This window comes from Dokdonella sp. (genome assembly GCF_017744955.1).
Lineage (GTDB): Bacteria > Pseudomonadota > Gammaproteobacteria > Xanthomonadales > Rhodanobacteraceae > Dokdonella_A.
In genome coordinates, this window is sequence record NZ_JAGIAG010000004.1 from 1 (window position 1) to 12051 (window position 12051).

6 protein-coding genes are annotated in these 12051 nt (G+C 71.3%); all 6 read left to right on the forward strand.

The genetic code is table 11. From position 1 onward, the window contains the following. A partial coding sequence (locus tag J7520_RS10610) for a hypothetical protein (protein WP_291187830.1) occupies positions 1-1562 on the forward strand: 1562 nt, incomplete at its 5' end. 173 nt (positions 1563-1735) lie between these two features. Then, the gene (locus J7520_RS10615; RefSeq protein WP_291187833.1) at positions 1736-6763 is read left to right on the forward strand and encodes a S8 family serine peptidase; all 5028 of its coding nucleotides are present in this window, start codon (positions 1736-1738) and stop codon (positions 6761-6763) included. A 313-nt stretch (positions 6764-7076) separates the two neighbouring features. Continuing rightward, a complete protein-coding gene (locus tag J7520_RS10620; RefSeq protein ID WP_291187837.1) occupies positions 7077-7985 on the forward strand; it encodes a DmsE family decaheme c-type cytochrome in 909 nt (302 codons plus the stop codon). Positions 7986-8184: 199 nt separating this feature from the next. After that, positions 8185-10698 (forward strand): MtrB/PioB family outer membrane beta-barrel protein, encoded by a 2514-nt coding sequence (locus tag J7520_RS10625; RefSeq protein ID WP_291187840.1) that lies wholly within the window; start codon positions 8185-8187, stop codon positions 10696-10698. 10 nt (positions 10699-10708) lie between these two features. Continuing rightward, positions 10709-11371: a c-type cytochrome gene (locus tag J7520_RS10630; protein WP_291187843.1), complete on the forward strand. Its 663-nt coding sequence runs from the start codon at positions 10709-10711 to the stop codon at positions 11369-11371. Positions 11372-11540: 169 nt separating this feature from the next. Continuing rightward, on the forward strand, positions 11541-11942 hold the full coding sequence (locus J7520_RS10635; protein WP_291187846.1) for a plastocyanin/azurin family copper-binding protein: 402 nt from the start codon (positions 11541-11543) through the stop codon (positions 11940-11942). Positions 11943-12051 lie beyond the last annotated feature (109 nt).

The following is a 12051-nucleotide window of genomic DNA, read 5'->3' on the forward strand; positions in this document are numbered from 1 at the left end:
ACCCAGGAAAAGCCGAAGCGCGGCACCGTGCGGATTACGCGGCGTTCGCCTTCGGTGTCGCCGAGCGCGCGGCGCGCGCGCTCGGCCTGACGCCGCCGGCCGACGGCGACCTGCTGCCGCCGCGCGAACGCGCGCTGGCCGGCCTGCTGCAGCAGGTCGACGCGGCCCGGCTCGCCGACCAGCCGGACACCGCGCGTGCGCTGCTCGACAGCCTCGACGCCGAGCAGCGCGCCCTGCCCGAGGTGCGCCTGCGCCGCGCGGCGGCGGATTTCCAGAGCGGCCGCCTCGACGCCGCGCAGCCCGAGTTCGAAGCGCTGCTCGCCTCGGCCTCGGTCAAGGAAGACCCGCTGCTGCACGCGCGCGTGCTGGCCGGGCTCGGCAATCTCTTCCTGCGTCGCGACGACTATCCGCGCGTCGAACGCCTCGCCGAGCAGTCGATCGCCCTGCTCGGCGCGCTGGCGCCGTCGGTCGAACTCGGCAACGCCTATGTCGGCCGCGCCATCGCGCGCAGCGCGCAGTTCCGCTTCGATCAGGCGGTCGCCGACTTCGCCCAGGGCCGCGTCGTGTTCGAGAGCGTCGGCGATCGTTTCGGCATCGCGCGCGTCGACGCCAACCTCGGCATCCTCGAAGCGCGCCGCGAGCGCTACGCCGAAGCGCTGCCGCTGCTCGACGACGTGGCCGGCCGACTGGCCAGCTTCCACGATCTCAGCAGCGAGCTGTTCGTGCGCGTGACCGCTTCCTACGCGCATCTGGCCCTGCTCGATCCGGCCGCGGCGCTGGCCGGCGAACCGCGCCTGCGCGAGCTGGTCGCGCGCGAACCCAATCCGCAGTACGCGCGCTACGCGACCATCGCGCGCGTCGACGCGCTCGACGCCAACGGCCGCCTCGCCGAGGCGAACGAGCTGCTGCAAGGCGTGCTGAAGGAATCGGCCGCGGCCAACGACGATGCGTTGCTCGGCTCGGCGCGGATCGTCGCCGCGCGCATGGCGCTCGCCGCCGGCGATGCCGCCGCCGCGGCGCGGCTCGCCGGCGCGGCGCTGGCGAAGACCTGGGAAGCGGAAACCCCGCGCGAGCGCGCCGGCGCCTGGCTGATCCAGCTGCGCGCGCAGATCGCACAACGCTCGCCGGAAGCGCCGGCGAGCCTCGCCGCGATGACCGCCTGGGCGGCGCAGGAGAACGGCCCGATCACGCGCCTGATGGCCGACCTGGCGAGCGCCGAACAGGCCGCCGCGGCCGGCGACTCGGCCAGGGCCGGCCCGGCGTTCGAAAGCGCACTGGCGCTGGCCGAGGCCGCGCGCGTGCCGGAGGACCTGCTCGAGGTGTGCAGCGTCTATGCCGCCTGGCTGATCCGCAGCGGCGACCTGGCGCGCGCCGGCGCGGTCGCCGCGCGCGTCGCCAGCTGGGCGCCGCGCAGCTACGAGGCGGCCCTGCTGCAGGCGCGCCTGTACCGCGCGCTGGAACAACCGGCGGCGGCGCGCAACGCGATCGCGCAGGCGCGACGCCTCGCCGGCGAGCGCGTGCTGCCGCCGATGCTGGACGACGAAGCGACCGTGAAACGCTGACGCGGCCCCCCGCATCCCTTTGTTCCGACTGAAGTAAGGCGCAGCAAAGGCTGCGCAAAGGGCGCGCGAATGCGGTGCCGCGGGCGCATCGTCTAGGTTCGGGGCAGCCTCGGCCCCCGTCGCCGCGCGGGTGCGTCCGGGCGATCGCTCTTCCTGCAATCGAGGAACCATTCATGCTTGGGGAATGCTCACCATCGCAGCGACGGCCGGCGCGCCGCCGCTGGACCCATCTGTCCGCGACCGTCCTGTGCAGTGCCGCGCTGGTTTTCGGCAGCGGCGTGCTGGCGGCCGGCAAGCCGGTCGCGGGGACGCCGAAGGCGCCGCTTCCGTCCGTCTCCGGCCCGGGCGCGGCGCCGGTCACGCCGGCCGGCGTGGAGATCTCGGCGAAGCTGCAGCGCGACCTGCTGTCCGGCGGCAAGCGCAACTTCACCATCGAACTGCGCGAACGCGCCGACCTGTCGGCGGCGTACCGGATGGACTGGCTGCAGCGCGGCCGCTACGTCCACCAGCGGCTGCGCGAGACCGCCGAGCGCAGCCAGGCCCGCCTGCGCGCAATGCTCGACGTCCGCGGCGCCCGCTACCACCCCTATTGGATCAAGAACGCCATCGTCGTCGAGCACGGTGACCTGGCGACGCTGCAGGCCAGCGCCGCCTTCGCCGAAGTGGCGCGCATCCGCGAGGCGCCGAAGACGGCGCTGGTCAAGCCCGAGCCGCAGACGCCGCACAAATCGGCCGGCCTCAACGCCGACGGCGTCGCGCCGAACATCGCCCAGGTCGGCGCCGACCGCGTCTGGGCCAGCGGCACCACCGGCGACGGCGTCACCGTCGGCATTCTCGACGACGGCGTGTTCGCGACGCACGAGGCCTTGTGGCGGCAGTACCGCGGCAATCTCGGCGCCGCCGGCGTCGACCACGACTACAACTGGTACACGCCGATCGGCCAGACCGATACGCCGAGCTCGAACGGCGGCCACGGCGCGCACGTGGCCGGCACCGTCGTCGGCGACAACGGCGCCGCCGATCCCGCGCAGCGCAAGCGCATCGGCATGGCGCCGGGCGCGAAATGGATCGCCTGCCAGGGCCTGGCCGAGGACGCCCCCACCGAATTCACCCTGCCCGCCTGCGGCGAATTCATGCTGGCGCCGACGCGCACCGACGGCAGCGCGCCGGACCCCGATCGTCGCCCGCAGGTGGTCAACAACTCCTGGGGCAGCTTCACCTGCGACGGCACCGCCAACGACTTCTTTCGCGACATCGTCGAGAACTGGATCGCCGCCGGCATCTTCCCGGTGTTCGCGGCCGGCAACGCCGCGATGTGCGGCTTCCCCGAGCCGGCGGGACTGTCGACCGTGCTCAGCCCCGCCTCGCTCGGCGCCGCCTTCGCGGTCGGCTCCAGCGGCAACCACGACGGCCTCTACGCACCGCATTCGCTGTGGGGCCCGAGCGCCGAGAGCAGCCTGGGCCTGCCGAACTATCCCGACCCGCGCGGCTGGCCGACGCTGAAGCCGCAGGTGGTCGCGCCGGGCGTGGACATCGTGTCCTCGATCGACGGCGCCAGTACCTACGAGGCGATGACCGGCACCTCGATGTCGGCGCCGCACATCACCGGCCTGGTCGCGCTGATGCTCGAAGCCGGCGAGTGCCTGCGCGGCGACTACGCCACGCTCGGCACGATGATCATGCAGACCGCGCGGCCGATCGACTACGCCAGCGGCGGCTCGCCGCCGCCCGGCCCCGGCAACGTGCCGAACTACGCTGCCGGCTGGGGCGAGATCGACGCGCCGGCCGCGGTCGACGCCGCCGCGCACGCCTGCGGCCCGCAGGGCATCGCGCGCGGCACCGTCACCGACGCGAGCGGCCGTCCGGTGTCCGGCGCGAAGGTCGAGATCTTCGCCGACGCGAACGTGCGCATCTACCAGAGCGTGACCGAGAACGACGGCAGCTACGTGCGCCGTCTGCCGGTGAATCCGAACGGCGGCTACACGATCCGCATCAGCGCCTACGGCTACCTGCCCTCCAGCGAAAGCGGCATCGTCGTGCAGGACGACGTCACCGTGGTCCACGACGTGCAACTGGCGACCGCCGCGACCTACAAGATCAACGGCCGTGTCACCGACGCGACCACCGGCTGGCCGCTGCACGCGAAGATCGTCGTCAGCGGCTACCCGGGCCAGCCGGTGTGGACCGATCCGGCGACCGGCCGCTACTCGATCCGCCTGGCGGAAGGCAGCCAATACCGCTTCGACGTCGACACCGACATTCCCGGCTACCGCGCGCAGACGCGCGAAGTCGCCTCGAACGGCGGCGCCGCGCAGGATTTCGCGCTGCCGGCCGACCTGGTCGCCTGCAGCGCGCCCGGCTACGCCTACACCGCCTCGCGCCTCAGCGAAGGCTTCGAGAACAACGGCAACGGCACGCCCAGCGGCTGGACGCGTTCGAGCAACGGCCTCGGCTGGCTGTTCGGCACGCAGGCGGACCTGGCCAGCAGCTACTTCCCGGTCACCGAGCACGGCCGCTTCGCCGCGTCGAACGACCAGCTCGGCGCCGGCGAAGGCTGGGAGAACGACGCCAGCGCCGACTACCTGACCACGCCGTCGCTGAACCTGCTCGGCCTGGCCGAGCCGGTGCTGACCTATCGCAGCTTCTACTTCAAGGACGGCTACGCCAGCGTGCAGGTGCAGGCCAGCACCGACGGCGGCGCGACCTGGACCGCGCTCGGCGTGCCCAAGAGCGCGAGCTGGAACGATCCGTGGACGCGCGAAGCGGTCAGCCTGGCCGGCGTGGTCTCGGCCAACACGCGCATCCGTTTCCACTCCAGCGACGGCACCACGCCCGGCAACGATCTGTTCGGCACCGGTTGGGCGATCGACGACGTCGCCGTGGTCGGCGGCTGCGCGGCGCCGCCGAGCGGCGGCCTGGTCTTCGGCCACGTGCGCGACGCGAACACCGGTGCCGGCCTGAACGGCGCCGAGGTGCGCATCGACGGCGGCGCGAGCGTCGCGACCGCGATCAGTCCGGATGCGAGCATGGGCGAAGGTTTCTTCGTGCTGCACGCGCCGTCCGGCACGTCGAACCTGGTCGCCACGCGCGGAAGCCAGCCGGTCGGCTACGGCGACGCCGGCGCGACGCCGACCGTCGCCAGCGGCGCGAACACGCTCGTCGACCTGGCCCTGCCGGCCGGACGCCTGCGCGTGTACCCGAACCTGATCGCCGGCAGCGTCGAACTCGGCACGACCAGGAACGTGCAGGTCAGCGTCGGCAACACCGGCACGGCGCCGCTCCAGTTCGGTTTCGAGCAGGCGCCGATCGAGGAACACTTCGAAAGCGGCACGTTCCCGCCGGCCGGATGGACGGTCGACACGCCCAGCGGCTGCGGCTGGGCGCCGATCGACTTCGAATCGCTCGGCAACTACGCCGGCGGCGCCGGCGACGCGGCGGCCGTGCAGCTGTTCCCGTGCATGGGCGGCGCCGACACGGACACGTCGCTGATCTCGCCGCCGCTCGATCTCAGCGACAGCCGGACCGCGTCGGTCGGCTTCTTCCTCGCGCTGTTCGAAGGCGCCGACAGCGTTCCGCGCCTGGACGTCGACGTGTCCGTCGACGGCGGCACGAACTGGACCACCGTGCACAGCGAAACGCACGACAACAACGGCATGGGCCCCGGCGCGCTGATCGAGATCGACCTCAGCGCCTTCGTCGGCGCCAGCGACGTGCGCGTGCGCTTCCACTTCACGGCCGTGCCGCCGTGGGGCTGGGTCATCGTCGACCAGGTGCACTTGTTCAACACGGTCAATTCGAGTCCGATCTTCGATCTCGCTCCCGACGCCGGATCGCTGGCGGCCGGCGAGTCGCGCAACTTGAACGCGACCCTCGACGCGCGCGCGGTCGAGCAGCCCGGCGTCTACGAAGTGGCCGTCCGCATGGCCGAGGACACGCCGTACGACTGGCAGCTCGGCGACGTCACGGTGCGCATGACGGTGACGGCGCCGGCCTCGTGGGGCTGGCTGGCCGGCAGCGTGCGTGGTCTGGGCTACTGCGAAGCCGATCCGCGCACGCTCGAAGGCGCGACCATCGCGATCGTCGACCGCAACGGCACCACGCACACGACGACCAGCGCCGCCGACGGCAGCTACAAGTACTGGGTCGATTCCGCGCTCGGACCGTTCACGCTGACCGCGACCGCGGCCGACCACCTGGCGGCGAGCGCGCAGTTCCCGGTCGTCGCCGGCGCGCAGGCGACGGCCGACTTCGACCTGCGTCCGCTGCAAGCCTGCGTCGTCACCGATCCGCCGGCGCTGAGCGCCCGCGTCGAACCGGGGCAGTCGCTGCAGCAGCCGTTCGTGGTGATGAACACCGGCGCGGCCGGCGCGACATGGACCCTGCGTGCCGGCGGCGATCCCGCCGTGAAGACGCTGGTGCCGTGGGTGCAGAACCTCGACATGCAGCCCGAAGCGGACGTCAGCTTCGGCTGTCGCGGCGCCTTCTCCGGCGACAACCGCTGGATGCGCAAGTTCGACTTATCCGAACGCCAGTTGCCGGGCGACGAGGTGCTGGTGACCAAGGTCAACTTCGCCGTCGACAGCGCCATCTCGACGAGCGGTTCGCAGCCGCTCACGGTGAGCGTGTACAAGCTCGTCGGCGAGTTCACCCTCGCCAACCTGCAACGGGTCGGCCAGAAGGTCGTCGACGTCGCCGATTCCGGTTCGCGCACGATGAGCGTCAGCTTCGACCCGCCGCTGTCGGTGAGCGGCGACACCGTGCTGGTCGCCGAACTCAGCGTGCCGGACGGCACCGGCACCGGTTCGCTGTTCTATCCGGGAGGCAACGGCGCGGGAGAAACCGCGCCGGCCTACTGGGCGTCGACGACGTGCGGCTATCCGGAGCCCGTCACCTACGCGGAGGCCGGTTTCGGATGGATCCACCTCGTGCTCGGCGTCGAGACGATGGCCAGCGATCCGTGCGGCGCGAACGCGACGCCGGTGGACTGGCTCGGCGTCTCCTCGCAGGGGGGCACCATCGCCGCCGACACCGCCGTGCCGCTGCAGGCGACGTTCGACGCCGGCAGCCGCGCGGACGGCAGCTATCGCGGCTCGATGTGCCTGACGCCGGGAAGGAACTCCCACCCGTTCGCCGTACCGGTCACGCTGAACGTCGGCGCGGGCGGCGACGCGATCTTCGCCGACGGCTTCGACGGCCGGTGACGCGACGATGACCCGACGCGCCGGCCGCAGCGTGCGGCCGGCGCGCTCGTTTCGGGAACCCGCGCGACGCTTCGGCGAGCCGCGCAACGGAACTCCTCCACGCGGATTCGCCGGACGCGCAACCTTTCGGCATCGCTTCGGTACCTAGGGTCGTTCGCCCAGCCGAAGGCTCGTGCTCATGCCGCTGCAGGGAAGTGTCCGCGTCGCGTCTCGATGCCGTCGCGGGCTGCAAGCCGGATTTCTCGCCGTCGTGGTGTCGTGCGCCGTGGCTTGGCTGGCGCCCGCGGCGGGCGCCGCAGCGACGGACGATGCCGTGGCGCAGGCGCTGCCCGTCGCGCCGGGATTCGCCAAGGCGAAGGTCGCCGTCAATCCGAACGCGCCGGACGCCAAGCCGGTCGGCGAAGCCACCTGCTTCGCCTGCCATCAGCTCGAAGCCGAACATTTCACGCACACGCTGCATTCGCTGGGCCTGCACGCGGCGAACAAGGCCGACGCGTCGATTCCGGTCTGCGAGACCTGCCACGGCCCCGGCTCGCAGCACGCGCAGGCGCCGCTGACCAAGGGCTCGATCCTCGCCTACACCAAGAACGGCGGCACGCCGATCGAGGTGCAGACCAAGACCTGCCTGACCTGCCACGAAGGCGGCCCGCGCGACCACTGGCTTGGCTCGATCCATCAGCGCAACGGCGTGTCGTGCAGCGACTGCCACAACCCGATGGCGAAGTTCTCCGTCGAAGGCTCGCTCGCGCGACCGTCGATCAACGACACCTGCGCGCAGTGCCACAAGGACGTGCGCCTGGAATTCAACCGCCGTTCGCACATGCCTCTGCCGGAAGGCCAGATGAGCTGCGTGGACTGCCACAACCCGCACGGCAGCCTGACCGGTCCGCTGCTGAAGACCAACACGGTCAACGAGACCTGCTACCAGTGCCACGCCGAGAAGCGCGGCCCGTTCCTGTTCGAGCACGCGCCGGTGCGCGAGAACTGCCTCAACTGCCACACGCCGCACGGCTCCAACCAGCACGCGCTGCTGGTCGCGCCGATTCCGTTCCTGTGCCTGCAGTGCCACACGCAACTGCGCCATCCGAACGACCTGCACACGCCGCAGTCGCTGGCGACCGGCGCGCATCCGGACGAACGCATCATGGGCCGCGGCTGCATCACCTGCCACGCCAACATCCACGGCTCGAATGCGCCGGCCGGGCCGAAGTTCCACGAGTGAGGCAAGGGAGCAACGCGCGATGTCGAGTCCGGCTCACTTCCCTTCGTCGTTTCCGCGAACGCGGGAATCCATGTTGCGTCTGCCGCCACGCAACGGGATGGCGAGTTGCATCCGCAGTCTGCTCTTCGAGCCGTTCGCTGCACGGCTGTTCGCTTCGGCATCGCGCCTGCGCTGTCCCGCTTTCGCGGGGACGACGGCGATGCTGCTGTCGTCCGTCGCGCTCGCCGACAGCGGCGTCGGCGTCGACACCTGGCGCGCGACCAAGCTCGATCCCACCGCCGGCGCCGCCGTCGAGGGCTGCGACGAACGCGGCACGTGGTGGCTGGTGCCGGGCCAGCGGCGCACGCCGACGGGGAATCTCTACCCGTGCCCGCCCGCGTCCGCGCCGCTGCACGAGCGCGGCGACTGGACCTATTCCGGCGTGCTGCAGCTCGGCTATCTCGGCACCGGCGGCGACGACGACGCCGCGCTGTGGAATCGCTACGCGTTCTGGGACACCGGCCCCGTGCTCGGCCTGCTCTCCGTCGACGCCGAACGCGCGCAGGACGGCAGCTACGCCAAGTTGCGCGCGACGCGCGTCAGCGACGACGACCAGTACTACCAGCTCGCCTTCGGCCGCGCCGGCAGCTATCGCCTGCAAGCCTCGCTGCGCGACATCTCCAACGTGCTCAGCGCGAATGCGAAGTCGATCTGGAACGGCGTCGGCAGCAACACGCTGACCCTGTCCGACGGGCTGACGCCGGGCGGCAGCACGCCCGAACAGGTCGCCGCGGTGTCGTCGGCGGCGGCCGAGCGGACCTTGAAGGTCAAGCGTTCCAAGCAGGTGCTCGGCTACAGCGCGTACCTGACGCCGGACTGGAGCGCGTACGCGGATTTCAGCAACGAGCAGCGCAAGGGCGCGCGTCCGTACGGCGGCACGTTCTTCTTCAACTTCCCGTTCCCCGGCAACGGCGGCGTGTTCGAGACGGTCAAGCCGATCGACGATTCGACGATGAACCTCAACGCCGGCCTGCGCTATGCCGGCGCGGCGTGGCGGCTGGACTTCGGCTACTCCGGCTCGTTCTATCGCGACGCCAACCGGCGCTACACGTTCCAGACGCCGTACGCGCTGACGCCGGTGGTGCCCAACGCGGTATCGGCGCCGCTGACGACCGGCCAGATGTCGACCGAACCGGACAACGACTACCACAACCTGAAGGCCGCGCTGACGCGCAAGCTGCCGCTGAACGGCGAGTTCTCGCTGACCGCCTCGGTCGGCCGCATGCGCCAGGACGACACGCTGATCGCGCCGGTCGATTGCCGCGGCGTGTTCGGCATCGGCCTCGGCGGCAGCCTGCAGCTCGGTCCGCACAATCCGTTCCTGTACGACTGCGCGCAGTGGAACACGCCCGCGGCGCTGTCGCGCAAGAGCGCCGACATGCAGATCGACACGACCCTGCTCGATGCGCGCATCGCTCTGCAGCCGACCGCCGACCTCAGCGTGCGCGGCGGCCTGCGCTTCAATCGCGACGACTATCGCAACGGCTACCTGATGCGCAATCCGCTCACCGGCCAATACGGCTACGTCAGCGAGAACGGCAGCCAGGGCAGCGTGGTGCCCGGAGAAAGCGGCATCTGGGCGCCCGGCGCCGACGCGCGCAACCTGACGCGCATCCGCAGCCTGCCGCTCGACTTGCAGACGATCGACGCCAACCTCGGCGCGGACTGGAAACTCGGCGAGCGCGACACGCTCGGCGCGACCTTCGCGTTCAACCGGTACGAACCGACCAACCGCGAGCGCCGCCAGGTCGACAGCAGCAGCCTCAAGCTGAACTGGATCAACCGCAGCCTGGACTGGCTGACCCTGCGCGCGAGCCTGACCTTCCTGAAGCAGACCGGCGACCGCTACGACTACGACCCGTACGAATTCACCTGGTCGAGCAGCCTGCCCGGCTTCATCGCGCCGCCCGGCGGCGTGCCGGCGCACACCGTCGAGGCGATGCGCAAGTACGACCTGTCCAGCCGCGACCAGCGCAAGGCGAACGTGATGGCGACGCTGACGCCGCGCGAGGACATGACGCTCACCGCGTCGCTGCGCGGCGACTGGAACGACTACGACGCGCGCATCGGCCGCCAGGGCTACTCGACCTTCGGCGCCACGCTGCAATGGGAGTGGCAGCCGACGCCGCGCACGCAGACCAGCGTCTACTACGGCTACGACCGCTCGCGCCTGCGCGAGGCGAACGTCAACGAACTCAACGCCAGCGGCGTCGATCCGCGCCTGGGCGGGCTGACCTATCCGCTCGCCGGGCGCTGGTGGGTGACCGATACGCAGCGCAACCACAGCGCCGGCGCGAACCTGCGCCACGACTTCGGTCGCGTGCGCCTGGACGTCGACTGGAACAACCTGTACGCGCGCGGCGTCACCGCCTATTCCTACGCCTCGTCGCTGGCATTGGCCTGGTCCGACACGGTGCCGAACGACGCCGCCGGCAGCGGCGCGTTCGCGCCGATGCGCTATCGCGTCGACACGCTCGCCCTGGCGCTGGTGATTCCGATCGTCGAGCGCGTGTCGCTGCGCGCGTTCGGCGTCTACGAACGCGGCCGCGTCGACGACTGGCACTACGCAGGCTTCGGCACCGGCCGCGTGATCGACCATCGCGTGTACACCGACGGCGGGCCGCAGGACTACAGCGCGCATCTCGTCGGCATCCTGCTCGACGTGCAGCTGTGAGGTCGACGCGATGAACGTCCCGACACGTCTGTGCTTCCTGCTCGTCGCCGCGCTCGCCGCGCCGCGCATGTCGGCGGCGATCGAATGGATCGACCTGCGCGGCGCGGCGCCGATCCGCGGCGACGCCGCCACCGGCGCGGCGAAGGCGACCGTCTGCGTCGCCTGCCACGGGCCGAACGGCAACGCGGTCGTGCCGGCCTTCCCGCGCCTGGCCGGGCAGCGCGCGGACTATCTCTACTGGCGGCTGGCGAACTTCAAGCGCGGCGCGAGGCCGGAATCGGTGATGACGGCGCAGACCGCGAACCTCAGCGATGCCGACCTGCACGATCTCGCCGCCTACTTCGCCGCACAGACCGCGACGAAATCGCCGCTGCCCGCGATGCCGTCCGCGCGCGGCGAGTCGCTGTTCCGCGACGGCGATCCGGCGCGCGGCACGCCACCCTGCCAGGGCTGCCACGGGGCCGACGCGAGAGGGCCTGCCGATTCGCGTTTCGCGACCTGGCCGGCGCTGCGCGGACAGAACGCGGACTACCTCGCCGCGCGGCTCAAGGCCTACCGCGACGGCAAGGACGCCGTCAGCAGCAACGAATTCGTCATGCGCGGCGTCGCGCGCAGCCTCGACGACGAGGCGATCGCCGCGCTCGCCGCCTGGCTCGCTTCCCACTCGCCCTGAGGCGCCGCAAGGAGGACACCGCCGCTCGCACACGCCGTCGCACCCCGTCTCCCCGCACGGGCCGCTCGTACCGCTCGCGCGACCGCGGGCGCGCTTCATCCGACACCCCCTGCATCCAGACGCACGCCTCACCCGGAAACACGCTTCATCCCGAAACGAAGGAGTACGCATGAAAACTCGAATCGCCCTGCTCGCCGCATCCCTGCTCGCCCCCGCCTGCGTGTGGGCGGCGAACCACAACGTCACCGTCGGCGGCAGCGCCGGCAACGTCTTCACGCCGTCGAGCCTCGACGTGCAGGTCGGCGACACCGTCACCTTCAGCAACGCAGGCGGCTTTCACAACGTCGCCTCGACCAATCAGGATCCGGGCGCCGGCTTCACGTTCCGCTGCGCCGTGGACTGCACCAGCGACAACGCCGGCAGCAACGCGAGCTGGACCGCCGTGATCACGATCCCCGCCTCGGCCGGCCACGCGGACATTCCGTACCTGTGCGAAGTCCACGGCCAGCAGATGTCCGGCGTCCTGCGCGTGACCAACCCGGTTTCCCTGCAGTCCTTCAGCATCGACTGAGCGCACCGTCCACCTGCGCGATCCGTCGCCACCTCCGCACGTACCCCACAGGCCCGTGCGGAGTTTTTTCGCGTCCGTAAGAACCCGCGACGCCCGGATCGGCACGCCC